16 protein-coding genes are annotated in these 24,921 nt (G+C 70.8%); 10 read left to right on the plus strand and 6 right to left on the minus strand.

Annotation, left to right across the window (positions count from 1 at the left end):
- The first annotated feature begins 129 nt into the window (after window positions 1-129).
- Entirely contained in the window at window positions 130-2,373 is a 2,244-nt protein-coding gene (locus IEY88_RS27330; protein WP_189157707.1) for a hypothetical protein, read from the plus strand.
- A gap of 214 nt (window positions 2,374-2,587) precedes the next feature.
- Here IEY88_RS27330 and IEY88_RS27335 read toward each other — a convergent pair whose 3' ends face one another.
- Window positions 2,588-3,295: an AfsR/SARP family transcriptional regulator gene (locus IEY88_RS27335; protein ID WP_189157708.1), complete on the minus strand. Its 708-nt coding sequence runs from the start codon at window positions 3,293-3,295 to the stop codon at window positions 2,588-2,590.
- A 134-nt stretch (window positions 3,296-3,429) separates the two neighbouring features.
- Between IEY88_RS27335 and IEY88_RS27340 the strand changes: the two genes are divergently transcribed.
- From IEY88_RS27340 to IEY88_RS27380, 9 genes are all read left to right on the plus strand, one after another.
- Entirely contained in the window at window positions 3,430-5,751 is a 2,322-nt protein-coding gene (locus tag IEY88_RS27340; RefSeq protein ID WP_189157709.1) for a glycoside hydrolase family 3 protein, read from the plus strand.
- Between the two features lie 9 nt (window positions 5,752-5,760).
- A complete protein-coding gene (locus tag IEY88_RS27345; protein ID WP_189157710.1) occupies window positions 5,761-6,384 on the plus strand; it encodes a TetR/AcrR family transcriptional regulator in 624 nt (207 codons plus the stop codon).
- A 302-nt stretch (window positions 6,385-6,686) separates the two neighbouring features.
- A complete protein-coding gene (locus tag IEY88_RS27350) occupies window positions 6,687-9,371 on the plus strand; it encodes an AfsR/SARP family transcriptional regulator (protein ID WP_189157711.1) in 2,685 nt (894 codons plus the stop codon).
- A 105-nt stretch (window positions 9,372-9,476) separates the two neighbouring features.
- Window positions 9,477-9,650: a thiazolylpeptide-type bacteriocin gene (locus tag IEY88_RS27355; RefSeq protein WP_189157712.1), complete on the plus strand. Its 174-nt coding sequence runs from the start codon at window positions 9,477-9,479 to the stop codon at window positions 9,648-9,650.
- Window positions 9,647-12,064 (plus strand): lantibiotic dehydratase, encoded by a 2,418-nt coding sequence (locus IEY88_RS27360; protein WP_189157713.1) that lies wholly within the window; start codon window positions 9,647-9,649, stop codon window positions 12,062-12,064. Before IEY88_RS27355 ends, IEY88_RS27360 begins: the two co-directional genes overlap by 4 nt.
- On the plus strand, window positions 12,061-13,140 hold the full coding sequence (locus IEY88_RS27365; protein WP_189157714.1) for a lantibiotic dehydratase C-terminal domain-containing protein: 1,080 nt from the start codon (window positions 12,061-12,063) through the stop codon (window positions 13,138-13,140). The genes IEY88_RS27360 and IEY88_RS27365 overlap by 4 nt, the downstream gene beginning before the upstream one ends.
- On the plus strand, window positions 13,137-14,693 hold the full coding sequence (locus tag IEY88_RS27370) for a hypothetical protein (protein WP_189157715.1): 1,557 nt from the start codon (window positions 13,137-13,139) through the stop codon (window positions 14,691-14,693). The genes IEY88_RS27365 and IEY88_RS27370 overlap by 4 nt, the downstream gene beginning before the upstream one ends.
- Window positions 14,690-16,192: a YcaO-like family protein gene (locus IEY88_RS27375; protein ID WP_189157716.1), complete on the plus strand. Its 1,503-nt coding sequence runs from the start codon at window positions 14,690-14,692 to the stop codon at window positions 16,190-16,192. The genes IEY88_RS27370 and IEY88_RS27375 overlap by 4 nt, the downstream gene beginning before the upstream one ends.
- A gap of 18 nt (window positions 16,193-16,210) precedes the next feature.
- Complete coding sequence (locus IEY88_RS27380) at window positions 16,211-17,710, plus strand: thiopeptide-type bacteriocin biosynthesis protein (RefSeq protein ID WP_189157717.1); 1,500 nt, start codon at window positions 16,211-16,213, stop codon at window positions 17,708-17,710.
- Here IEY88_RS27380 and IEY88_RS27385 read toward each other — a convergent pair.
- From IEY88_RS27385 to IEY88_RS27405, 5 genes are read right to left on the minus strand one after another with little or no spacing between them, the layout of a single operon-like run.
- Complete coding sequence (locus tag IEY88_RS27385; protein WP_189157718.1) at window positions 17,696-18,682, minus strand: acyl-CoA dehydrogenase family protein; 987 nt, start codon at window positions 18,680-18,682, stop codon at window positions 17,696-17,698. The two genes, IEY88_RS27380 and IEY88_RS27385, sit on opposite strands and share 15 nt — an antisense overlap.
- Window positions 18,679-20,220 (minus strand): aldehyde dehydrogenase family protein, encoded by a 1,542-nt coding sequence (locus IEY88_RS27390; protein WP_189157719.1) that lies wholly within the window; start codon window positions 20,218-20,220, stop codon window positions 18,679-18,681. Before IEY88_RS27390 ends, IEY88_RS27385 begins: the two co-directional genes overlap by 4 nt.
- Window positions 20,221-20,242: 22 nt before the next feature.
- On the minus strand, window positions 20,243-21,166 hold the full coding sequence (locus IEY88_RS27395) for a 2Fe-2S iron-sulfur cluster-binding protein (RefSeq protein WP_189157720.1): 924 nt from the start codon (window positions 21,164-21,166) through the stop codon (window positions 20,243-20,245).
- Window positions 21,163-22,932, minus strand: coding sequence for an NAD(P)H-dependent oxidoreductase subunit E (locus IEY88_RS27400; RefSeq protein WP_189157721.1), 1,770 nt, complete (start codon window positions 22,930-22,932; stop codon window positions 21,163-21,165). The genes IEY88_RS27395 and IEY88_RS27400 overlap by 4 nt, the downstream gene beginning before the upstream one ends.
- The gene (locus tag IEY88_RS27405) at window positions 22,933-24,858 is read right to left on the minus strand and encodes a molybdopterin oxidoreductase family protein (RefSeq protein ID WP_189157722.1); all 1,926 of its coding nucleotides are present in this window, start codon (window positions 24,856-24,858) and stop codon (window positions 22,933-22,935) included.
- Between the last annotated feature and the right edge of the window lie 63 nt (window positions 24,859-24,921).

Below are 24,921 nucleotides of genomic sequence, written 5' to 3' on the forward strand. Positions count from 1 at the left end.
GCGGACCACCCCGATCCGCTGTTCGCGAACCTTCACCCATAAATGCGTGTCGACCGCGTACGTGCCGGTCTGCGCCCTCCGCTAGGTTTTCCCAGTCCTGGCTGGAGAAGTGCATTCGAGGGTGAAGCTGTGCGGTTGCCGGAGTCGGCGTTCGAGCAGGCGAAACTGGGCTCTGGGCAACTCGTCGCGGTCACCGCGCCACCGGGCGCCGAACGGACGCGACACCTGGTCCGGGCGGCGGAACTCGCCCGCGCGCACGGGTTCGCCGTCACCTGGGTCGGCTGCCGCGCGGACGCACCGCCATACTGGCCCTGGCACGCGGTCCTGGCCGGGCTGGGCGGGGACGCGTCGGCGCTCGACGCCGAACCGGAGGCCTGCGCGCAGAAGGTCGCCGACGCACTGGCGGGGACGCCCGCGTTGATCCTGGTCGACGACGTGGACCTGGCCGGCGAGGACACGTTCCAGCTGACCCGGTCCGTGGCTGCCCGCGCCCACCGGCTCCCCGTGGTCATCGTTGTCACCTGCAGGAATCCAGCCGAGACGAGACGTCTCGTCTCGCCTGAGCCGGATGTGGACCAAGGTGAGACGAGACGTCTCGTCTCGCAGGCGCACACCGCCCTCACCGAGGGCCGGATCACCGAGGCGCGCGACCTGCTCGACCAGGCGGCACGCGAAGGCGACCCGGAAGCGGCGCTCGGCCTGCCTGGCATGTGGGTCAACAAGTACCGGGGCCGGGCCGACCGCGCGCTGGCCGTCGCCCGCATCCGCGAGGCACTGGCCGCGCACCCGCCCGATCCGTTGCGCACCAGGCTGGCCACGAGGCTCGTGGCCGAGCACGCCTACGACCGGCGCGAGACCGAGAGCGTGCTGGAAGCCTTGCGCCAGGCCAGGAAGACCGGCGACCAGCTGACCCTGGCCGAGGCCCTGTCGCTGGCGCACCATGCCCTGTGGTCGCCGGAGCACACGGCACTCCGGCTGGCCCTGGCCGAGGAGCTGATCTCCGTGGCGTCGGCGGCGGGGCTGGACCTGTTGGCGCTCAGCGGTGTGTGCCGTCGCACGATGGACCTGTTCTGCCTGGGCGACCCGCACGCGGAACGGTCGCAGGTGGAGCTGGCGAGACGGGCCGCGAACCACCCGGGGCTGATCTTCTTCCACGCCGCGATGGACGTGATGCGGACGATCCGCGCGGGCCGGTTCGCGGAGGCGGAGCAGAAGTCGTCGGCGTGCCTGCGGATCGGGCTCGAAGCCGGTGACGTGGACGCGGAGACGTTCCACAGCACGCACCTGTTCGCGATCCGGTGGCTGCAGGGCCGCGGCGGCGAACTGGTCGACCTGGCCGAGCAGGTCACGCACTCCCCCACGTTGCCGGACCTGGAGTTCAGCTTCGAGGCGGCGCTTGCGCTGCTGGCGCTCGAGGCGGGGCAACGGGATCGCGCGCGGTCGGCGTTGCACCGGCTGACCATCAACGGACTCACGGCCGTGCCGTTGTCGAGCACCTGGATCACATGCATGTTCTGCGTGGTGCACGTGGCCGCGGCGCTGGGCGAGGCGGACATCGCCCGCGAGGCCTACCGGCTGCTCGAACCGTTCGCCGCGCTGCCGGTGGTGCCCGCGACCGCGATCGTCTGCTTCGGCTCGACCGAACTGCTGCTGGGCATCGCCGCCACGACGTTCGGCGACGCCGCGCTCGCCACCGGACACCTCGAACGCGCCGTCACGACCAACATCCGGCTCGGCAACCTGCCGATGACCGCCTACGCCCGCGCCACCCTCGCGGCCACGGCCGGCGGTGAGCGCGGCAGGGCGCTGTACGACGTGGCCATCAACGACGCCAACACGATCGGCATGACCGCACGCGCGGCGACGTGGGCACAGGCCCGCGACGGCTTGGCGGGCCGGATCCTGATCCGCAAGGAGAACGTGTGGTGGGTCGTTTCCCACCACGGCAAGGAAACCCGCGTCGAGGACCTGGTCGGCATGCGCTACCTGGCCCGGCTGGTGGCCGCCCCGGGCACCGAGATCCCCGCGCTGGAACTCGTCGGCGGCGAGGACAGCGGCAACCAGCCGCTGCTCGACCCCGTCGCCCGTGCCGCCTACCTCACCCGCATCCGCGACCTGCGCGCCCGGCTGGACGACAACCCGACGCCACGTCTGGAGGCGGAGTTGGAGGCGTTGCTCAGCCACCTCGAACGCGAGACCGGCATGGGCGGTCGCGGCCGGAACTTCGCGGGTCCTGCCGAACGCGCCAGAACCGCCGTGCGCAAGGCGATCCGCCGCGCCATCGACACGATCGCGGCGACCGAGCAGCCCACCGCCGACGCGCTGCGCGACGCCGTGACGACGGGCTACCGCTGTTCGTACAAGCCCGGCTGATCTTGACCACCGCACGGCCGCCGTTTCACCACCGCGGACGCGCAGGATTGCGGGCAAGGGGAGTCCAGTCCAGACCGGGTCGTGCCACGCACCCCCCAGGGCGAGCCACGACCCACCCCTGGTCAGTGCGCCCGAGGGGGACGCACTGACCGGACACCGGGAAGCACCGCGGCGCGCACCCCCGACACGGGTCGCGGTGCTCCCCACCACCACGTCACCCCGCCAGCACCGCCGCCTCCCTGCGTCGCAACGCGGACCCCGGCTCCATCCCGAACTCCTCCACCAGCAACGCCCGCACCCTTCGATACGTCCGCAACGCGTCTCCGGCCCGTCCCGCCCGGTGCTGGGCCTCCATCAGCAGCTCCCACAACGACTCCCGCAACGGGTAGAGCGCGACGAGCCGTTCGAGCTGCGCGATCGCCTCGGCGTAGCGGCCGTCCAGGCACAGCCCGGCCGCGTGGTTCTCCTCCGCGAACGCCAGCGCCTCCCGCAGCCGCGCGATCTCCGCGCCCGCCCAGCCCTCGACCGGGCAGTCCGCCAGCGGATCGCCGCGGTGCAGCGCCAGTGCCTCCGCGTACCGGCCGCGCCGCAGGTGCTCGTCGAACTCCTCGACGTCGACGACGACCTGCGTGACGTCGAGCAGGTAGCCGGGTTCGCGGGTCAGCACGACGCCGTCCGCGCCGGCCAGTTCCAGCGCCCGGCGGACCTTCGCCACGTGGCCCTGCAGAGTCTTGGTGCCCGTCGGCGGCACGTCCTCACCCCACAGGCCGTCGACGAGCGCCGATCTCGACACCAGACGGCCGGTTCTCAACGCCAGCAACGCGAACACGGCCCGCCGCCGCGCCCCCATGAAGTGCACCGGCCCGTCCGGCCCGCGGACCTCCAGCGGCCCCAGCAGCCGCACCTCGATCTTCATCACCATTCCCCTCCCCTTGGACACAAGAAGAGGCGTGCCACGGGTGTGCCACGCGGCGTCACATCACGGCCAGGTAACCGAAATGCAACAGCGAGATATACCGACCGAGTACTTGGTCGGTGTGTGGTCTGCTCGAAGACATGGACATCGAGAAGGCGATCGCCCGCCTGGACCTCGCGCGGAAGGTCCGGCTGCTGACCGGTTCCGCACTGTTCGCGCTGCACCCGGAGCCGGAGATCGGGCTGGCGTCGCTGAAGCTGTCCGACGGACCGACCGGTGTCCGCGGCGCCGAGCTCAGGGGCGGCACGATCGCGTGCGTGCTGCCGAACGCGACGTTGCTCGCCCAGCACTGGAACACGGCGCTGGCCCGCGAGGTCGGCGAGGTGCTGGCGGACGAGGCGGCGGCACAACAGGTCCACGTCGTGCTCGGCCCGACGATCAACCTGCACCGCACAGCATTCGGTGGCCGGCTGTTCGAGGCCTACAGCGAGGATCCGCTGCTGACCGGCGTGATCGCGGCCGCCTACGTGCGGGGCCTGCAGGACAAGGGGATCGCGGCCACGCCGAAGCACTACGTGGCCAACGAGTCCGAGACCGAACGACGTACGGCGAGCATGGTGGTCGACGAGAAGACCTTGCGCGAGGTCTACCTGCTGCCGTTCGAGATCGTGGTCGAGGACTCCGCGCCGTGGGCGATCATGGCTGCCTACAACAACGTCAACGGCGTCCCGGCGACCGAGCACACCGAACTGGTCCAGAGCGTGCTGAAGGGCGAGTGGGGGTTCGACGGCCTGGTCATGTCGGACTGGTTCGCCACGAAGTCCACGGCCGGGAGCGCGAACGGCGGCCTCGACCTGGCGATGCCCGGGCCCGGTGGGCCGTGGGAGGACAGGCTGGTCGCGGCCGTGCGGGCGGGCGAGGTCGCGGAGTCGACCATCGACGACCACCTGGCCCGGTTGCTGCTCCTCGCGTCACGGACGGGGGCGTTCCCCGAGCGTGCCTGGCCTCGGGACCTGCCCGCGCCGGACAGCCCGGCTCGCCGCGAGCAGCTGCGGAGGTTCGCGGCGGGCGGTATGACCGTGCTGAAGAACTCCGGAGTCCTCCCCCTCCAGCACTCGAAGATCGCCCTGATCGGCCGCCACGCGATCGACACGGTGGCGCAGGGCGGTGGTTCGGCAGGAGTGCGCCCGCCGCACGTGATCAGCATCGCGGACGGCCTGACCTCGCAGCTGGGCGACGCGGTGTCCGTTGTGGACGGTGTGGAGGTCCGGCTGCGGTACGCCGCACCCGGCCCCGGTGTGCTGAAGGACGTCCGCGCCACGACGTACGACGCCAACGGCGAGGTGCTGGCGACGCGGGACATGGAGATCGCCGAGCTCGCGGCGTACGGCGGCTGGGCGCAGGGTGCCGCTTCGATCGAGGTGTCCGGCGAGGTCGTGCTGGACGAACCGGCGCGCGTGCTGATCGGCGTGCGCGGGTTCGGGGACTGGACGATCGACGTCGCGGGGCGCCGGCACGCCACGTTTCTGGCCTGGGCCGGCGGCATCGTCGAGGAGGCTCTGCTCAAGCCGCCGCACTGGACGGCCGAGGTGCTGCTGTCGCCGGGCGACCGGATCACCGCCCGCGTGCGCGAGGCCAGCGCGCTGGTCGGCCTGATCACCCAGCCGGTCCCCCGCGCCCCCGCCGACGCGATCGGCGGAGCGGTCCGGGCCGCGCGCGAGGCCGACGTGGCGGTCGTGGTCGTCGGGCTCACCGAGGAACAGGAGACCGAGGGCTTCGACAAGACCACGCTCGCGTTGCCCGGCGAGCAGGACGCACTGGTCGCGGCAGTGGCGGCGGCTGCGAAACGCACCGTCGTCGTGGTGAACGCCGCGACGCCGATCCTCATGCCGTGGCTCGCGCAGGTCGACGCCGTGCTGTGGGCCGGGCTGCCGGGCCAGGAGGCCGGTGACGCCGTGGCGGCCGCTCTGCTCGGCCACATCGAACCCGCCGGGCGCCTCGTGACGACGTTCCCGCGCGCCGACGCCGACGCGCTGAACCTCGTTCCCGCCAACGGTGAACTGGTGTACGCCGAGGGAACCGCCTTCGGTTACCGCGCTCAGACCGAGCCGTTGTTCTGGTTCGGTCACGGCCTCGGCTACACGACGTGGGAGTACCGCGCCGCAACGCGTTCCTCCGCGGACGGCGTGATCGGCACGGTGTCGGTCGAGGTCGCCAACACCGGCGGCCGGGCAGGCAAGGAGGTCGTCCAGGTCTACCTGCGGCCGCGAGACGAGACGGTCCGTCTCGTCGGCTGGGCCACCGTCGAGGTCCCCGCGGGCGAGACCGTGCGAGTCGAGGTCCGGTGCGACCCGCGGGCCCAACGCTCGTGGTCGGACGGCTGGCACCCGGTCACCGGTGACGTGCTGATCGCCCGCGGGCTCGGCGACGTCCGCGTTACCCTGCCCGCTGATCAGGAGTGAGGTGACGCGGTGTCGGTCCCGCCGAGGTATCGGACCAGGTCGCGGGTGGACGTCTCCGGTGAGGAGTCCAGGGCCAGAGCGGTGGCCGTCGCGACGGAACTGTTCGCGCTGACGGGCTTCAAGGGCACGTCGGTCGCGGCCGTGGCGGCCAGGACCGGGCTCTCGCAGTCCGGTCTGCTGCACCACTTCCCCAGCAAGGCGGCCCTGCTGACGGCGGTGCTCGAGGAACGCGACCGGCAGGACGGCGACTTCCTGGCCGGTGGCGGGGGTCCGCCGCTGGGGTGGGCGGCGTTCGACGCGCTGGCCGCCCTGATCGCGCGCAACTCGGCCCGTCCCCATCTGGTCGGGCTGTTCGTGCGGCTGGCCGCGGAGGCCACCGAGACCGCCCACCCCGCGCACGCGTGGGTTCTCCAGCACTACAGCGGACTGCGGCGGTGGCTGACCGAAGCGGTGCGCACGGGCCAGGAACGAGGCGAGATCGCGGCGGACGCCCCGGTCGGTTCGGTGGTGCGCACGACGATCGCGGTGATCGACGGGTTGCAGCAGCAGTGGCTGCTCCAACCGGACGAGGTGTCGATGACGGCCGAGTTCGAGGTGTTCACCCAAGTTCTGCGCGCCCGCTGGGGGCGCTGAGGTCGCAAGGTGGTGGCCCGGGAATCAGTCTGGGGGACCCGCCCGGGCCACCGGTCTTGCGAAAGGTGGCCGACGTGTGCGGTGACTTTCACACGCCGGCCGGGTTCTGGGGGAACCAGATCCGGCAACTGCGCCGACCCCCACTCCCGTGAGTTCCTCGGGCCAGCGGCGCAGGTACCGGATCTGCCACAAAGATGTCAGGGGGCGTGCACAGATTTCGCCCAGGCCGTGCACAGACCGTCAGGAAGTGCGCGAGTATGGCTGTGCACCCAATGCCTGGATCATCGAGGAGCGATCTACCTGTGGAGTTCCTGCTGCTCGGCTCGCTGGCGGTACGGCGGACGGGCACATTGCTGGAGCTGGGCGGACCCCGGCAGCGCGCGGTGCTCACCATGCTGTTGTTGCACTCCAACGAGGCGGTCAGCGTCGCACAGCTGACGGAGGCGGTGTGGGATTCACCGCCGGTGTCGCCGGAGTCGAACCTCCGCACGTACGTCGCCGGGTTGCGCAAGGTGCTCGGCGACCGGCTGATGACCCGTCCTGGCCACGGCTACCAGCTCCGGGTCGAGCCCGGCGAACTGGATCTCGACTCGTTCGACCAGCTGGTGCGCGACGGCGAGACCGCGCTCTCGGACGGTGACACGGAGGCCGCGGCCGACCTGTTCGGCCAGGCGCTGGCGCGGTGGCACGGCATCCCGACGGCCGAGCTGAACGCGGGACCGTTGCTGCGCGCGGAGTTCACCCGCATCCAGGAGCGCAGGCTCACGGCCGTCGAGCGGTTCGCCAGGGCGTCGCTGGAGCTCGGCCGGTTCGACGACGTGATCGACCGGTTGCGGCGGGAGTCGGCGCTGCACCCGTTGCGCGAGGAGCTGTGGGCGCAGCTGATGCTGGCGCTGGACCGCTCCGGCCGCCGCGGCGAGGCGCTCGAGACCTACGCGACGGCCCGCAGGCACATGGTCGAGCAGGTCGGCGTCGAGCCCGGCGCGCGGTTGCGCCAGCTGCAGCAGGTGATCCTCGAAAGCCGGGTGCCCTCGCCCGCGGCTTTGAACGCGCACCGGCAGCTGCCGATGGACATCGCCGAGTTCACCGGGCGCGAGTCCGAGCTGCGCAAGCTGTGCGAACCGGGGCCGCAGACCACGGTCGTGATCTCCGCGATCGAGGGCATGGCCGGGGTGGGCAAGACGAAGCTGGCGGTCAGAGCGGCGCACCGGCTCGTTCGGCGTTACCCGGACGTGCAACTGTGGGCCGATCTGCACGGGTTCGACGCCGACGAGCTGCCCGCGGAGCCGTCCGCGGTGCTGGAGAGCTTCCTGCGGCTGCTGGGCGTGCCCGGTGCGCAGATCCCGGAGTCGTTGGAGGAACGGGCGGCGCTCTACCGCGACCGGCTGACGGGCACGCGCGCGTTGGTGCTGCTCGACAACGCCGCCGGCGAGGACCAGGTGCGGCCGTTGCTGCCCGGCAGCTCCACGTGCATGGTGCTGATCACCAGCCGCCGCACGCTGCTGCGGCTCGACGGCGTGAGGTCGGTGTTCCTCGACGTCTTCACGCCGGACGAGGCACTGGCGTTGCTCGCCCGGATCGCCGGTGAAGACCGGGTGAAGGCCGACCGTGCGGCCGCGCACCGGATCGCGGAGCTGTGCGGGCACCTGCCGATCGCCGTCGCACTCGCCGCGAAACGCCTGGCTCGCCGTCCACAGTGGACGACACAGGACCTGGTGGACCGCCTCGAACGGGGAGGCGGTCTCGGCACTCGGGGCGTGTTCGACCTCTCGTACCAGGCGTTGCCCGACAACCAGAGGCGTCTGTTTCGACTCCTCGGACTCCACCCCGGGGAGGACGTCACCGCCGACTCGGCCGCCGCACTCGCCGGGCTGACCGCGTACGAGGCGGGCGACCTCCTGGAGACGCTGCTCGACGAACACCTGTTGCAGCAACACACTCCCGGCCGCTACGGCCTGCACGACCTGCTGCGCGCGTACGCCGTCGAACAGGTCATGGCCGCCGAACCGCCGCCGGCCCGCGCGTTGGCGCGCCGCCGGGTGCTCGACTGGTACGTGCAGACGTCGTGGCGCAGCGCGCAACAGCTCAATCCCCAGCGCAAACTGGAGATCGGTCCCGCGGACCCGGCCGTGCACCCGCGCGAGTTCGCCGATCGGGACGCGGCCCTGCTGTGGTGCGACACCGAACGCGCGAACCTCGTCGCCGCGATCCGCGACGCCGCCGAGCACGACCTGCCGGAACAGTCCTGGAGCCTCGCTCAATGCCTGTGGGACTTCTTCAACCTGCGCAAGCACTGGGCCGACTGGATCGACACCCACGGCGTCGCGCTGGCCGCCGCACGATCGGTCGGTGACCGCAGCGCCGAGGGCCGGATGCTGATCACGCTCGGCATCGCGCTGCGCGAGGTCCGGCGGCACGACGAGTCGATCGAGTGCAACCGGCAGGCGCTCGCGATCTTCCGCGCGACCGGGGACAGGTCGCGCCAGGTCCCCGCCCTCAACAACCTCGGCATCGTCCACATGACGCAGGGGCGGCCCGAGGACGCGCTGGCGTGCTACGAGCAGTGCGCCGAGATCGCGCGCGAACTGGGCGACCTGCACACGGAAGCCGTGACGCTGAACAACATCGCCCTGCTGCACGCCGACGCGGGCCGGTTCGACGTCGCGCTGGCGCGGTACCTGCGGTCGCTGGAGATCCGCAAGGACATCAAGGACCCGTACAGCGAGGCGATCCTGCTCAACAACATCGGCGAGGTGTACCGGGGGCTGCTCGACTTCCCCGAGGCCGTGTCGTTCATCGACCGGGCGCTGGAGACGTTCCGGGCGATCGGCGACCTCTACGGGCAGGCGGAGTCGCTCGACAACCTGGGGCTGGCACTGGACGGGCTCGGTGACCGCCGTGGAGCCGAGAAGTGCTGGCTGGAGTCGGTGACGTTGTTCGAGGAACTGGGCGAGCCCAAGGCCGACGAGGTCCGTTCACGGCTCTGACCGTCCGATCAAGCAAAGCGCGATCCGTGCCGTATCGCGCTTGTTCAGCCTGTTTCGAACAGCCCTCGGGCGAGTTCACGACAACTGAAGACGTGAGGACACGGCATGAAGGATCTCTCGTTCGACCCTGACGACCTCGAGCTCGGCGACCTGGCGGTCACGTCCCTGCGCGACTCGGTCGCGTTGCCGGAGTCCGGAGCTTCCGGTGGCGCCTCGTCGTGCTCGTGCGGCAGCTCGTCGTGCAGCAGTTGTACCCAGCCTCCCGTCCAGCAGGCATGAGCGGTCGCGTGCAGGGAGAAGCAGCGCCATACGCACTCGTGCGCCTGGCGGCCCTGCCGCACCCGGACGGCGCTGCGACGGCGGCGCCGTTCCGGCGGGCGGTGGAGGCGCTGGCGGCGGTCGAGGCCTCGCTGGTGACGCTGACCGGCCCGGTGACCGACCTGTTGCACGACAGCGCGGGCACGCACACCGACTCCTACCACCGCACGGTCGTGCTGCCGTTGCGTCGCGACGTCCACAACGGACGGTCGCCCCGCCCTTCACTGCGTGCCGAGGCCGACTCGCTGGTGCGGCGGTTCCCGCAACTCGGCGAGTGGCTGTCCGCGATGGACCAGCGGGAGGCCCTGACCGCGGAGGTCGAACGGCTCCTGCCGGAGGCGCTGGCCGCCGAACGTGAGGTGCTCTCCTCGTTGTGCGGCACCGAGGCCGTGCGGAAGGCGGCCGTGTTCAGCGGACGCGATCTGTGGCAGGGACTCGCGCGGGCCGGCTCCGGGGACAAGCGCTCCCGCAAGGCCGAACCGACCGTGCTGCGCTACGCCCTGCGCGCGACGTCGAAGACCAGTCCGCTGTCCTGGTACGCGGCGGTCGGCTGGGCCACCTGGTCCCCCGACGCGCTCACGCCCGACTGGGGCACACCGGTCGCCGTCACGCGCGTCAACCAGGTGTTGCTGTCGCGGCTGATCGCGGCCCTGCTCGCCGACCGCGCGCACCTCTTCGACCACCCGCACCGTCTCGCGCCCGACGTGCACCTAGACGGCGGCCAGATGAAGTTCCGCCGCGACGTCCCCGCCCGCGGGCCATTGCGCGCGTATGTCGGCATCCAGGAGGACGTGGAGCTGGCGTCGAGCGCGCCGCTGCAGTTCCTCGTCGGCCTCACCGGCGCCAACCCCAAGGGCATCAGCCCCGCCGAGCTCGCCAGCGCGCTCGCGACCCGGCTGCCCGACGGCGAGTCCGACCGCGCGCAGCACTACGTCGCGTTGCTGCTCGACATCAAGCTGCTCGTACCGGTGCTGCCGGTCGACCCGCAGGACCCCATGGCCTGTCCCGCGCTGGTTTCGTGGCTGCGCGACACCGGACGTGCCGAGCTCGCCGACCGGGTCGTCTCGATCCACCGCGACACCCTGGCGTTCGCCGAGATCGACGCGTCCGGCCGGCCTGCCGCGCTCGCCGCCCTGTTCGCGGCGTGGGAGGAGCTGGGTTCCGTCGTCGGGACGGACCTGGGCGGCATGACGCCGTTGAGCGAGGACGTCGTGCTGCCCCAACCGGTCCGGCTCGGCCGGGCACACGGGTACGACGGCGTGCGGTCGCTGGCCGGGCTCACCCCATTGCTGATGCTGTTCGACCGCCACCTCGCGATCCGGCGGCACTCGCGCGACCTGTTCGTCACGGCGTTCGGTCGCGGCGGGACCGCCCGCCTCGCCGAGTGCGCGCCGGTGTTGCACGAGGCCATGTCCGGTGCGCCGACCGGTGGTCTCGGGGCGAGCCGCGCGCAGGTCGCCGACCTGATGCAGGACGGCGTGATCACCGACGAGGTGGTCACCGCGGCTGCGGATCTGCTGCCCGCGTGGATGAAGACCCGGCCGGTCTCGTACTCGTTCTTCGCCCAGCCGTCGCCCGACGGTCTCGTGGTCAACCACGTCTACGACGGGTTCGGCCGTTTCCCCGGCCGGTTCCTCGACCTGCTGCCACCCGAGGCCTACGCGACCGTCCGGGCCACTTTGGACGGTGTGTTCCCACGCGGGTTCGCGGAGTACCGGCCGGTGCAGGGCTTCAACCCGAACCTGCACCCGCTGCTCGGGCGGGCGGAGATCGGCGAGGACCCGCACTGGGCCGACTACACGCCCGACGCGCTGGAAGTGGTCCACGACCAGGAGAACGACGAGCTGCGGCTGCGGCGCCGGGACAGCGGAGCCCTGCTGGACGTGCTGTACCTCGGCTACCTCATGCCGATCTCGCTGCCCGACCGCTCCGCCGCCCTGCATGCCGACCTCTCCTGCGGCGCGGCCGATCTCTCGCCGCTGCAACCCGTCTCGTCCGTCGGCGACGTGCGGATCGCCGACCGGCTGCGCTACCGCGACGTCGTGCTCGGCCGGCGATACTGGGACTTCCCCGCGACCGTGTTGCAGGAGGCGTTCTCCTCGGTGGCCGGTGCGACCGCACTCCGCGCCCGCTACGGCGTGCCGGCGGCGCTGTTCGCGGGCATGGGCGGCGTGATCACGTCCCGCGAGGACTTCGAGGCGCGCGTGAACGGCCCGAAACCGCAGTACGCCGACCTCACCAATGCTCTGCACCTGCGTTGCCTGCCACGCCTGACGACTCGCTACGGCGACCACGTCCGGCTCACCGAGGCACTGCCGGTGCCGTCCGGGCAGGTGCTGGAGATCGTGGCGGAGACCTACCGGAGGGCCGGATGACCGACGTCGTCTGCTACTACCACGACCCGATCAAGGCCCCGCTGCTGCGCGACGGCGTGCTCCCGGCGCTGGCCGCCGCCGAGGCCACGTTCCCCGACGTCGTGGGCCACGTCGAACGCCACTGGCTGCACGGCCCGCACGTCCGGCTCGTGCTGTCCGGTGCGTCCTCGTCGACAGCGGCGCTGCTGGTGGCCACGTTGCTCCGCTCCTACCTGGCCGCTCATCCGTCCACAGTGGAACTATCGAACGCCGAGCTGCTCGCCCACGCCGAGTCTGCGGCCGTGGCCGAGCTGCTCCTGCCGCCGTTCACCCCGTTCCACCCCAACAACTCCGTGCGCATCGAGCCGACCGACGACACACGGTTGGCCTCGCTCCTGCCCGAGGCACACATCGCCGTACGCGCTGAGGGTCTCCGCCTGGGCGTTCCGGCGTTGCGCCATTCCTTCTCGGTGCCCCGAGCAACCCTTGCCCTGACCGCGATGGCCGTCCACGCCAGCCGCTACCCAGGCGGCCTGCAGTACGGTTACCACTCGTTCGTCTCGCACGTCGAAGACTTCTTGCTGGCCAGCGATCCAGATGGTGTCGTTCGGTCCAAGCTGGACTCGATCTGGACCGCAAACGCCTCCGCCGCCTGCACCCTGGTGGAACGGGTGGCCCAGGGCCACCCCACCACCCACCTCGAAGCGGCCTGGCAGACCTGGACCATCGCCCTGCGCCTCACCGCCCAGGAACGCTACGACGCCGGCCTGCTCACTGCGGACCCCAACCCCCGCCACGGCGAACGCGCCTACGAGATCGGCGACGAGAGCGCGATCCGCCGTTACAACTACGGCGAACGCACGAAGTTCTCCGAGTTCCACAACGCCATGTGGACCGTTGACCTGTCCGACCCCGCGATCGCCAGGGCGATGGCCGTCTACCGCGTCGGCACCAACGTCCTCTACCAACTTCTAGCGATCTGCGACGTCACCCCGATGGAGCGCTACGCCGCAGCCCACCTCCTGGCCAACGCCGCACAACAGGTCCTCGGCACGACGTGGGCCGACCAGTTCGCCGCACTGCCGAAGGTCGGGTGACGCGCATGCTCGTGCGGCTGCGCCCGGTCGTCCAGGCCACCCGGACCGCCGACGGACTGCACCTGCGCGGCTGGGCTTCCAGCTGCACGTTCTCCGGCGGGTCCGGCCTGTGGAAGGTGTGGCAACGGCTCGCGCCGCAGTTGGAGGCAGGGGTTCCGCGCGCCTCGCTGGGAGTGCCGGAAGGGACGCCTGACGCGGTGCGGGCGGCGGTCGAGTTGATCCTGGAGCAGTTGTGGGAGCACGACATGCTGGTGGAGATGGCGGCGTGGGGTGAGGACGCGCCGCCGCCGGAGGTGGCTGCCTGGTTGGAGTCGGCGGCCGCGGAACCGGTGGAGGCGTGGCGGCGGTTGCGCGCGGCCGCCGTTGTGGTGTCGGGGCACGGGGTGTTGGGAGACGCGGCTGCCAGGGCGGCGGAAGCGGTGGGGCTGGCGGTCGAGCGGCCGAGCGCTGGGGCGGCAAGGCCGGCGGTCAAGCGGCCGAGCGCTGCGGCGGCGCCGACACCCTCTGAGCGCGCCTTCCTCCCCCGCGACCAGGAACTCCTCGTCTCCGCAGGCGACCTGGTCGTCGTAGCCGGTTGCGGCACGGAAGTCGGCTTCGTGCTCCCACCGGCACAATCTCTTCTTTCACTCAACACTGAAGTCACTACGCGCACCGCCGCACGGCTCGGCGTCACCGGCAACCCACCCGACATCCTGGCCACCCTCATCGGATCCGCCGCCGTCCACCGCCTCGTGTGCGCCGTCGCGGACCTGCCAGACCCGGCCGCCGAACTCACGACCACCTACCCGATGGTCCTGGTGGCCCGCCCCACCCCGTTGAGCGCCACCTACCACCCGCTCCTGCACGGCGAGCCAGCCGCAGACCCGTGGCAGGCCCTCGACGCCCTCACCGACACCGAACTGGGCCCGGTCGACACCCCGGAGTTCGGCCCCCTCCCCCAGGTCCCGGCCAACCTCGCCACCTCGGGCGACGCCCTGGGCATCGGCACCACGGCGGACACCGCCCGCCTCAACGCCGCGCTGAACGCCCTCAAGTCCGACGGCGTGATCGGCATCGACGACACCCACGCCCGCGGCGCCGCCCTGCGTCTGGCCGCCCGGCATCACCGGGGCGAACCAGACGCCCACGAGTGGACCAGCGATCCCACGGCCCACAGGTGGTGGAAGGCGCTGACCGCGCGCTTCGACGTCCCCGCGGTGGTCCGGACCGAACGCCTGGCCCAGGGCGTCTACAAGGCCGAGATCAGCAACGGCCGGAGTGTGCTCGCGTGGGCGGTCGAGGCGACGGCCGCCGACGCGGTGGCGTTCGCCGCGCTCGCCGCCACCGGGTACGCCCAGGCGGGTCGCGCCGGCACCGCCCACCTCAACGGCGCCGTCCCGCACCGGAGGACCGCCCAGCCGGACTGGGTTACCAGGCAGTGGCATTGGCCCGCCGACGTGCGAGACCGCGAAGAACGGTTCCAGCAAGCGATCACGAGGCTGCCGGGCGTCCGGATCAGGCCGGTCGAACTCGACCCCGAACTCCGCGCCGCCGGCCTCAGGGCGTACCGATGATCCGGCACGACGGCGGGCTCACCCTCGTCGGTCCTGCCGCGAACGTCTGCGTCGGCTGCGCGGAGACCGCACGGCTCGCCGAAGCGCCACCGAACGCACAGCTGAAAGGCCTCACAGCACCGGCCTTCCGGCCCCTGGTCGCCGCACTCGAAAACCACGAGCACGACACCGTGATCGCGATCCGCACCGATCTCGGCCTCGTGTCCACCCACCGGATCAGGCCCGGCACCTGCTGCGCCCCGGCCGCGGAACCCCACGAGAACACCAAGACCCCCAACGGAGAACTCCGCACCCCGAACAAGACCGCGGCGTTGAAGGACGCCGTGGTCGACTTCCGGCACGGACCGATCACCGCGCTGTACCGCACGGGAAACCTGCCGCTCGCCACGGTCACCGCCGAACTCGACTCCCACACCGCCGGTTACGGCCGCACCACGTCGTTCGAGCAGGCCGAGCGCGTCGCCATCTTCGAGGCGATCGAACGCCTCAACGGCATGCGCCCACGCCGCCCTGCGACACACGAAGCCTCGTTCGCCGAACTGGGACCGGAAGCTCTCGATCCGGAACGCCTGGGCCTCAACGACTTCGGCGACACCTACCACCCGGGCCTGAGGATGCGCTGGGCGGAAGGCTGGTCGTACACCCGCGAAAAGCCGATCCTCGTGCCGGAGCAGGTCGCGTACTGGGCCGCGTACACACCTCCGGAACAGCGGTTCGTCCACGAGACGTCCAACGGCTGCGGGCTCGGCAACAGCCTGACCGAGGCCGTGCTGCACGGCCTGTTCGAGGTGGCGGAGCGCGACGCGTTCCTGATGGCCTGGTACGGCCAGACACCGCTGACCAGGATCAAGCTCCCAGCGGACCGGTTGCTGCACCACCTCGCCGACCGGCTCGCGGAGCTCGGCTACGAACTGCTGTTCCTCAACGCCACCAACGACCTGGGCATCCCCGCCGTGCTGACCCTGGCCAGGACCACCAGACCCGGCCTGCCCCAGGCGTTCTTCGCCGCCGGCGCCAGCCCGGACCCGACGAAGGCGTTGCAGTCGGCCGCGGTCGAGGTGGCTGTGGACGTCGAGGCCTTCGCTGACCGTGCAAGGGAAAACCCCGAGAACTACAGCAGAGAACGCCTCCTCCAGCTCTTCGAAGACCCGGCGCAGGTCAGGAGCATGGACGACCACGTCGCGGTCAACACCCTGCCGGAGGCGAGGGAGCGGTACGCGAACCTGGTCAGCGAAGAGCCACTCCAGGCCCTGCCCGACCAGCGAACCCACACCGACCTGCGCGAGTTGCTCGACCGCTACACCCAAGACCTGGCCGCGAAGGACCTGGAGCTCATCGCGGTCGACCAGTCCGATCCGCACACGGTGAACACCCTGGGCCTGCACTCCGCCAAGGTCGTCGTGCCGGGCACGCTGCCCATGACGTTCGGCCACCTGCACCGCCGGACCGGCCTGCCCCGCCTGAACCTCCGGGCCGGGCACCCCCACCCGTTCCCCTGAACCACCGTTGGAGCAGCTGTGACCTGGACCGGCCTGCACTGCAGGGTGAACTGGAACCGAGCGGACCTCGACACGTTCGTCGCCGAGTCGCTGGCCCCCGCGATGGCCGGCCACGAGTGGTACTTCCTGCGCTACTGGGAAACCGGTCCCCACCTGCGGGTCAGGATCAAGAACGCGCGGAACGCCGACAAGCTCGAAGTGCAGCTGCGAGAACTCATCACGGCCCAGGACTTCGAGTACGAGGAAGGCGACCCGGACTGGCTCCCGCACGGCGACGTCCGCGAGGTCGAGTACGTCCCGGAGACAGAACGGTACGGCGGCCCGCAGGCTCTGCCGATCGCCGAGAAAGTCTTCTGCCACAGCACAGAGGTCGCCGTCGCCGTGCTCAAAGCGACCCACACGGACAGCGCGAGACTGACCGCCGCGATCGACCTCACGATCGCCACGGCGAAGGCGCTCGACCTGAACCTGCCGCAGGCCGCGAGCTGGTTGCGCAGCCTCGGTTCCGGCTGGCGCAACGTCCAGGAGCAGGCACCCGTACCCACCATCGGCTCCCAGCACGCCGCCAACCAGCTGCTCGCCAAACGCGGCCGCGACCTCGCCGCCCGCTGGCACCGCGAGCCGCGCGGCGCCGTCGCCCACTGGCGCAGCACGATCAACGAGGCCAAGCAGCACCTGGACGTCTGGCTGCCGCACGTCTGGGCCTCGCAGCTGCACATGCTGCTCAACCGCATGGGCATCACCCCCAACGAAGAGCGCATGATCTGCTGGACGACCGCGGCCGCCGCCATGTCCCCCCACGGCCTGACGGACTTCCACGACGACGGCGAGACCGCGCCGGACCGCCGTTACCTGGAGGCCAGCAAGTTCCTGCCGGGCTTCGACGACCAGCTCCCCCGCAAGAACGCACCGGCCAGGCCGCAGTGGCCCGCGACCACCTCGCTGCCCTCCACAGTGGACACGGATACGCTGAGAGCTCGCAGGACCAGCCGTGATCTCACCGGCGACCTGAACGCCGAACAGCTCGGCACCCTGCTGTGGAACTCGATGTCCCCCAAGGACGGCAGATGGCCGTACCCGAGTGCCGGTGCCCAGTACTGCGCCAGGATCAGGCTCATCGCGCTGAACGTCGACGGCCTGGCGAGAGGCCGGTACGAGGTCAACGAGGTCGAGCGCGCCCTCACCTGGTTCGGCGAGGCACCGCCGATCGGGGACCTGGAGGCGACCTCGATGTGGTTCGGCCCCGGCACGACCGAACTCTCCGGCACCCCCGCCGTCCTGGCCCTGTACATCAGGATCGGCTCACTGCGGCAGACCTACGGCCTGCGCGCGCTCAGGTTCGCGTTCACCGAGGCCGGACATCTCGCCCAGAACCTCACCGTGACGGCGGCGAACCTGGGCATCCGCACCGGGCTGGTCGGCGGGTTCTACGACGACATCGCCCACGACGTCATCGGGCTCGACGGCGTGGACGACGCTCTCGTCTACTTCCTGCCGCTGGCCTCAAATCTCGACTGACTCCAGCAGCTCCTCGACCGTCGGCTCGATCGCGGCCGCCGCCCGCGCGTCCCGGAACCGGCGCTCGATGCCGAGGTCACGGCGGAACGCCGCGTCACCGCACACCTTCATCGCCAGGTCCGTCACCGCGACGGCGGCCTCGGTCGCGGTGACCGCGAGCAGCCGCACCCGGTCCGCGGACCGTTCCGGATGCCACGTCACCGCGGACAGCGTGTCGTTGTACAGCACCCTGACCGCGTCGGTCCGCAACCGCATCCGGGCCAGGTCGGACCGGGTGCGCGGATCACCGCCGCCGAGGTGCCCGACCGCCGCCGCCACCGCGCCCTCCATCAGCCCCAGCGACACCGCGGCCCCCAGCACCATGAACCACGGGAACGCCAGCTCCTCCGACCACAGCCGGTTGGACGCCGGCACCCGCACGGGATCCGCCTCCACACACGTGGCGACGGTCCCCCGCAGACCCATCCCGGCGTGGTCGGCCGGCACGAGCAACCCGGGTGCCTCAGCGGGAACGAGCCACAGCGCCGAGCCGCACGACCAGACGTAGCTGTCCGCCTCGCCGGCCGCGATCACCCAGCTCTTGCGCGCCCGCACCTGCACGACGTCACCGTGGGACGACATCTCGCCGGACGACCCGAAGGCCGCGAGCGTCGACAGGTGCCGGCCCGCCGCGATCTCCGTCCGCAGCCAGTGCGGGCCGGAGCGGTCCAGCACGGCGGCCGCGGAGTAGTGCGACCGCAACACCGAAGCCGTTGCGGCGCACACTCGAGCGACCTCCTCGACCACGCGCCCGGCCGACCGGACGTCCTGGCCTCCCCCGCCGACAGTGCGGGAGATCGTCATGCCGAGCAGGCCGCGCGCGCCGAGGGCGTTCAGGGCGGCGCGCGGGAACCTGGAGTGCTGGTCGACGTCCGCGGCGTTCGGCGCCACCACGGTCTGCACGACGCGGAGCAGGTCCGCCCGGTACGTCACGTGGGTGGGTAGAGCGAATAGGAGGGGAAGTTGCCGTACGGGCGTTCGTCCGGCGGGCCCTCGGTGACGGCGTGCACCAGCAACGAACCTCCCACGAACGCGCCGCGCCACGAGGCACCACGGCCGCCGAACACCTCGTCCCGGTCACCCCGCGACCGAGGCTTGTTGATGCCGACCTTGAACGCCTGCACGTCCTCGCTCAGCCGACGCGCGGTCGCCTCGTCGTCACACGCCAGGGACGCGACCAGGGCGCCGTTCGAGGCGTTCATCGCGGCCAGCAGCTCGGCCTCGGTGTCGACCAGGACGATCGTGTCGACCGGCCCGAACGGCTCGGCGTGGTGCAGCACCGACGAGCGCGGCGGGTCGAGGATCGCGACCGGCGCCAGGTAGGCGGCGGTCTGCTGGCCCGGCAGGAACCGGCCCGAGTCCACCGATCCCCGGTACAGCGGCACGCCGCCCGCCCGGATCGCCTCGTCCACGACGTCGTCGAGCTCCTTGGCCTTCGCGTCGTTGATCAACGGCCCGAAGTCCAGCTCGGGCAGTTCGTCGCCGGGCGAGGCGACGGCGAGCGGGTGCCCGAACCTCACCTCGCGCACGGCGGGCAGGTAGACGCTGAGGAACCTGTCGAACAGCGACCGCTGCACGACGTACCGCGGATAGGCGGTGCAGCGCTGCTTGCCGTAGTCGAACGCCTTGCGGATCTGCGTGCCGAGCATGTCCCAGGAGTCGGTCTCCCAGACACCCCAGCAGTTCAGGCCCTCCTGCTCCAGGACGTGCCGGCGGTTCGAGTCGACCAGGCGAGTGGCAATGGAACTGCCGACGTCACGACCGCCCACAAAGGACACACACCCCAGGAACGAGGACCCGACCAGCACCGGTGCGAGCTCCGACCCGCTTCCGGACACGAGCGTCAACGGCAGTCCCGACCGCACCGCCAGCGCGGTCGCCAGCGTCAGGCAGCTCACGCCGCCGTCCGTCGGTGCCTTGGCGATGACCGCGTTGCCCGCCAGCGCCTGCACCAGCATCGCGTGCATCAGCACGCTCATCGGGTAGTTCCAGGAGGCGATGTTGCTGACCGGGCCGTTCAGCGGCGCACGGCCCGCCAGCATCGAGTCGATCTCCTCGACGTACCAGCGCACACCCTCGATGCAGCGGTCGACGTCGGCCGTGGCGAGCCGCCACGGCTTGCCGATCTCCCACACCAGCAGCAACGACAGCAGGTCGCGGTGTTCGGTGAGGGCGTCCAGGACCTCCGACACACGGGCCTTGCGTTCCGCCAGGGGCACGTTGCCCCACTCGATGTGCTGGTCGACGGCCGCGACCACCGCCCGTCCCGCGACGTCGAAGTCGAGGAAGGGCGGGCCCGCGATGGTGGAGCCGTCGACCGGGCTGGTGGCGGGCATCGGCTCGCCGGAACGGCTCCACCCGCCACCGAAGTGGTTGAGCAGCCGGTCGTCGTGGAACGCTTCGGGTGCGGCCTTCACGCACTGCGAGTACACGTCGTGCCACGACGTGCCGGGCTTGAGGATCAGCGACATCTCCAGCGCCCTTCCCTGTCGATCAGCGGTTCTGCACGTGCTGCCAGCCGAAGCGGCCCTTGATGCACAGGTTTCCGTGCGTGACCGTGCTCTCGTGCGGAGACGTGACCTTCACGATCTCGTTGTCCTGCACGTGCAGGGTGAGGTTGCACCCGACACCGCAGAACGTGCAGATGGTCGTGGTCTGCGTCTGGGCCTCTTCGTCCCAGGTGCCGTCCTCGCGCTTGTCGTGCTCGCGCTTGAAGCTCAGCGCCCCCGTGGGACAAACCTCGATGCAGTTGCCGCAGTAGACGCAAGCGCTTTCGGGCAACGGCGTGGAGAACTCCGTGGAGATCCGCGAGTCGAAGCCGCGGCCGGCCACCGAGATCGCGAAGGTGTTCTGCCACTGGTCGCCACACGCGTCCACGCACTTGTAACACATGATGCACTTGCCCAGGTCGCGGACGTAGAGCGGATTGTCCACTTTGTTCGGCTGCCGCACGGTGGCGGCCGTCTGGCCGTCCGGTTCCTCGTGCTCGCCGGGGTGGCGGTCGTCCCGGTCGGCCGACGGCGGTGCCGGCGGGCCGAAGCGGGAGGGGTCGGCACCGCACGCGGACATCCACTCGTCCACGTGCGGCGTGGTGGAGAGGTCCGTGGCGGACCCGAGAAGTTCCAGCACCAGCTTGCGGCTGTGGTTCGTGCGCTCGGAGGCCGTCTTCACGACCATGCCCGGCTCGACCTTGCGCGAGCACGAGGGCACGAGCGTCCGTGATCCCTCGACCTCCACCATGCAGACGCGGCAAGCGTTTGCGGGCTTCAGGGTGTCGCCGTAGCACAGCGTCGGGATGGATTTACCTTGTGCCGTACAGGCGTCCAGGATCGTCGCACCCTCCGGCACGCGCACGGACTCGCCGTCCAGCGTCAGCTCGACCAGACGCTTCGGCAGGCCGATCTCGACGATGGTCATGACGCCGCCTCCTCCGCGTAGCCGAGCCGGTACAGGGCCGATTCGATGGCGTTCCAAGCGGTCTGGCCCAGACCGCAGATGGACGAGTCCCGCATCACCTGCCCGACCTCCTTCAACAGCTGGAGGTCCTCGGCACTGGTGCTCAGCGGGCGCTTGCCCACCAAGCGGGCCATCGCCTCCTCCTGGCGCACGGTGCCGATCCGGCACGGCACGCACTGCCCGCACGACTCGTCTCGGAAGAACGCGGCGATGCGCAACAGGAAGGCGCCGAGGTCGGCCGTGTCGTCGAGCACCAGCACCACGCCGGACCCGAGCGTCGTGTTCGCGGCGCGCGCGTCCTCCATGGTGAGCGGCAGGTCGAGCTCGTCCGGGCGGACGAACCCGCCTGCCGCCCCGCCGAGCAGTACCGCTCGCAGCTCCCGGCCTGGAGGCACGCCACCCGCCAGGTCGAGGAGCTCCCCGAGCGTGGTGCCGAACGGCACCTCGTACACGCCCGGACGACTGACGTTGCCAGACAGGCAGAAGAGCTTCGGGCCGGTGGAACCGGAGGTGCCGATGCCGGTGTAGGCCTCGCACCCCTCCGTGAGGATGACCGGCACGTTGACCAGCGTCTCCACGTTGTTGACCACCGTCGGTTTGCCGAAGAGCCCCGACTCCACCGGGAACGGCGGCTTCGACCGCGGCTCACCGCGGAAGCCCTCGATCGAGTTGAAGATCGCCGTTTCCTCGCCGCAGATGTAGGCACCCGCGCCGCGCCGGATCTCGATCTCGAACGAGAACCCCTCGTGGCCCATGATGTTGTCGCCCAGGAAGTTCCGTTCACGAGCGCGGGCGATGGCGTTGCGCAGCAGGTGCAGTGCCCTCGGGTACTCGCCGCGCAGGTAGAGGTAGCCGCGTGAGCAGCCGGCCGCGAACCCGGCGATCGTCATCGACTCGATCACCGCGTACGGGTCGCCCTCCATGAGCAGGCGGTCCTTGAACGTGCCGGGCTCGCTCTCGTCCGCGTTGCACACCAGGTAATGCGGTCGAACGGGCTGGCGGGCGGCCGCGTCCCACTTGCGTCCCGTCGGGAACGCCGCACCGCCGCGGCCCATCAGCTTGGCGTCGGTGACCTCGCGAATCACCCCGGAGGGCCCCAGGAGGAGAGCCGTCCGCAACGCCGCGTAGCCGCCCGTCGCCCGGTAGTCGTCGAGCGACTCCGGGTCGACGGCACCAACCCGTTTCAACAACCGCAGACCGGCCGCACCGGCCTGCGGCACCTCCGCGCGCCCACCGTCCACATGGGAGGGATCGGCGGCCGCCACCGCGATCACCTCCTCGGCGGTGGTGGGCGCCAGGAGCTGCTCCTTCGCCACCTCCCCCGCCTCGAACGCGAGCGCGACAGGAGCCTTCTCACACACCCCGAGACACGGGCTGCGCAACCACCCGCTCCTCGCGCCGGCCGGGCCGAGCTCGCTGGTCAGCCTGTCGCACAACGACTTCGCGCCGTTGACCTGGCAGGCCAGGTCGACGCAGACGTGCACGACCTTCGCCGGTCGTTCGGACAACGAGAACAGCGAGTAGAAGCTCGCCACCCCGTACGCCTCGGCCGGAGGGATGTGCAGGACGCGGCAGATGTGGTTCAGCGCGCCCTGGCTGATCCAGCCGACCCTGTCGTTGACCGCGTGCAGGGCGGGCAGCAGCTGGTCCCGCCCCAGCCCCGTGAACAGGTCGACGACGACGCGTTCGGCCTCGGACGGCTCGACGTCGAGCAGTTTGAGATCCACTCAGCCCACCTTCACCGGAAGCTTCTCGATGCGGATTGCCGCGGCCTTGTACTCCGCCGTTCCCGCGATCGGGCAGGTCGCCTCGATCGTGAGCACGTTGACGTCGATCTCGTCCGGGAAGTGGAACGTCATGAACACCAGGCCCGGCGTCAGTCCGTCGTCGATCCGCACCGGCGCCTGGATCTGCCCGCGCCTGCTCGTGATCCGCACTTCCTCACCCGCGGCGACCCCGAGCGCCTCGGCGTCCTGCGGGCACAGGTCGAGCGTCTCGCCGATGCGCAACGGCGACTCGAACCCGGCCGACTGCACGCCGGTGTTGTAGGAGTCGAGCCGCCGCCCGGTCGTGAGGCGGAACGGGAACTCCTCGGTCAGCTCGTCGACGGGCGGGCTGTGCGGCACCGGCGAGAACGTGGCGGGCATGCCGCGCTTGACCGGGTCCTCCTCCCACAGCCTGCCGTGCAGGAAGCTGGGTTCGAGGGAGTCCTCGTCCGGGCACGGCCACTGGATGCCGCCGAGCTTCTCGAGCCGGTCGTAGGTCATGCCGGTGTGGATCGGCGACAGGCTGCGCAGCTCGTCCCACACGTCCTGGCCGGTCTTGTGCTGCCAGTCCGCGCCGAGCCTGGTCGCGATCTCTCCCATGATCTCGATGTCGTCGCGTGCGCCCTCCGGTGGGGTGAGAGCTTTTCTGACGCGCTGGACCCGGCGCTCGCTGTTCGTGAACGTGCCGTCGGTCTCGCACCAGGCCGCGGCCGCGGGCAGCACGACGTGCGCGAGCTGCGCGGTCTTGGTGAGGAAGATGTCCTGCACCACGACGTGGTCCAAGTTGGACAGTCGTTTGATCGTGTGCTCGCAGTCGGCCTCGGACTGCACCGGGTTCTCGCCGATGATGTACACGGTGGTCATGTCACCGCGTTCCATCGCCTCGAGCATCTGGGTGAGGTTCCAGCCCTTGGTGGCCTTGAAGTTCGAGCCCCACGCGTCGTTGAACTTCTTGGCGACGCCGGGATCGGTGATGTCCTGGAAACCGGGCAACCGGTCGGGGATGGCGCCCATGTCGCCGCCGCCCTGCACGTTGTTCTGCCCGCGCAACGGGTTCAGCCCCGCGCCGTACCGCCCGACCTGACCGGTCAGCAGCGACAGGTTGATGAGGCTCAGCACGTTGTTCGTGCCGTTGTGGTGCTCGGTGATGCCGAGCGTCCAGCTGAGCTGACCGCGGTCCGCCTTGGCGTAGGCGTGCGCGAGCTCGCGGATCAGCTCGGCCGGCACACCGGTCTCCAGCTCGGCGACCGGCAGCGTCCACGGCTCGACGGCCTTCACGAACTCCTGGAAGCCCTCGGTCGCCCGCTCGACGAACGACATGTTCGTGAGGTTCGAGGCGATGATCTCCCGCGCGATGGCGTGCGCCAGCGGGATGTCCGTGCCGACCTTGAGCCGCAACCACCCGTGCGCCCACTTGCCCGTGCTGGTCAGCCGCGGGTCGACCACGTACAGCTTCGCGCCCTTGTTGACCGCCTTCAGCACGTGCTGGAAGAAGATCGGGTGCGCCTCCCGCGCGTTCGAGCCCCACAGGACGATCAGGTCGGCGTCCTCGATCTCCTGATAGGAGGAGGTTCCGCCACCACTGCCGAACACCTTGGCCAGCCCGGCCACGCTCGGCGCGTGACAGGTGCGGTTGCAGCTGTCGACGTTGTTCGTCCCGATCACGGCCCTGGTGAACTTCTGGGCCATGTAGTTCATCTCGTTGGTGGCCCGCGCACAGGAGAACATGCCGAACGCGTCCGGGCCCCCGCTGGCCACGTTCCTGCGGAAGCCCTCTGCTGCCTTGTCCAGCGCCTCGTCCCAGGTGGCCGGCCGCAGGACTCCCGCGTCACGCACCAGTGGCTGGGTCAGCCGCACGTAGGGCTCGGTCTTCTTCCGCCTGCTCATCGTCTGCACCTCCTAGCTACATACTGTATGCAATCTGCGGTATGCGCTAGTCCCTGACGCGGG

It is taken from the genome of Lentzea pudingi (genome assembly GCF_014646255.1).
Taxonomy (GTDB): Bacteria; Actinomycetota; Actinomycetes; order Mycobacteriales; family Pseudonocardiaceae; genus Lentzea; species Lentzea pudingi.

Coding starts and splice junctions, on each gene's coding strand:
- IEY88_RS27335 (WP_189157708.1), bottom strand. CDS start 3,295: ATGGTGATGAAGATCGAGGTGCGGCTGCTGGGGCCGCTGGAGGTCCGC.
- IEY88_RS27340 (WP_189157709.1), top strand. CDS start 3,430: ATGGACATCGAGAAGGCGATCGCCCGCCTGGACCTCGCGCGGAAGGTC.
- IEY88_RS27355 (WP_189157712.1), top strand. CDS start 9,477: ATGAAGGATCTCTCGTTCGACCCTGACGACCTCGAGCTCGGCGACCTG.
- IEY88_RS27360 (WP_189157713.1), top strand. CDS start 9,647: ATGAGCGGTCGCGTGCAGGGAGAAGCAGCGCCATACGCACTCGTGCGC.
- IEY88_RS27365 (WP_189157714.1), top strand. CDS start 12,061: ATGACCGACGTCGTCTGCTACTACCACGACCCGATCAAGGCCCCGCTG.
- IEY88_RS27375 (WP_189157716.1), top strand. CDS start 14,690: ATGATCCGGCACGACGGCGGGCTCACCCTCGTCGGTCCTGCCGCGAAC.
- IEY88_RS27390 (WP_189157719.1), bottom strand. CDS start 20,220: ATGTCGCTGATCCTCAAGCCCGGCACGTCGTGGCACGACGTGTACTCG.
- IEY88_RS27395 (WP_189157720.1), bottom strand. CDS start 21,166: ATGACCATCGTCGAGATCGGCCTGCCGAAGCGTCTGGTCGAGCTGACG.
- IEY88_RS27405 (WP_189157722.1), bottom strand. CDS start 24,858: ATGAGCAGGCGGAAGAAGACCGAGCCCTACGTGCGGCTGACCCAGCCA.